At 68.6% G+C, this 863-nt stretch carries 1 protein-coding gene; it reads left to right on the forward strand.

Features of this window, described 5'->3' with window-relative positions; translation table 11 throughout:
• Positions 1 to 863 (forward strand): HAD-IC family P-type ATPase (locus tag AC1D2E_RS36005; RefSeq protein WP_478201815.1); only part of this gene is annotated, 863 nt, incomplete at both ends.

The raw sequence follows: 863 nt of genomic DNA on the forward strand, positions 1-863 counted from the left end.
CCGGTGATGTTCATCGTCTACATCGGCAGCATTCTCACCACGCTCTTGTGGGTGCATTCGCTGAGCTTCCCTGGCGACACCGGCATGCCCCCACCCTTCGTGCTCGCGGTCTCGATCTGGCTGTGGTTCACGGTGCTGTTCGCCAACTTCGCCGAAGCGCTGGCCGAAGGCCGCAGCAAGGCGCAGGCCGCTTCCCTGCGCGGACTGCGCAAGGACACCTGGGCCAAGAAGCTGACCCAGCCCTTCCATGGTGCGACCTTCCTGCCGGAGCAGGCACCGAACCTGCGCCGCGGGGACGTGGTGCTGGTCGAGGCGCACGACGTGGTCCCGCTCGACGGCGAGGTGATCGAAGGCGTGGCCTCGGTCGACGAGAGCGCGATCACCGGCGAATCGGCGCCGGTGGTGCGCGAATCGGGCGGCGACTTCTCGGCCGTCACCGGCGGCACGCGGGTGCTGTCGGACTGGCTGGTGGTGCGCATCACRGTCAATCCGGGCGAGTCCTTCCTCGACCGCATGATCGGAATGGTCGAGGCCGCCAAGCGCCAGAAGACGCCGAACGAGATCGCGCTGACCATCCTGCTGGTCGCGCTGACCATCGTGTTCCTGGTCGTCACGGCGACGCTGCTGCCGTACTCGGTGTTCAGCGTCGGCGCGGCGGGTGCGGGCACGGTGGTGTCGCTGACCGCGCTGGTCGCGCTGCTCGTGTGCCTGATCCCGACCACCATCGGCGGCCTGCTCTCCGCAGTGGGTGTGGCCGGCATGAGCCGCATGATGCAGGCCAACGTGATCGCGACCTCGGGCCGCGCGGTCGAGGCCGCGGGCGACGTCGACGTCCTGCTGCTCGACAAGACCGGCACCATCAC

The sequence above is a fragment of the Variovorax sp. P1_H2 genome (assembly GCF_056405295.1).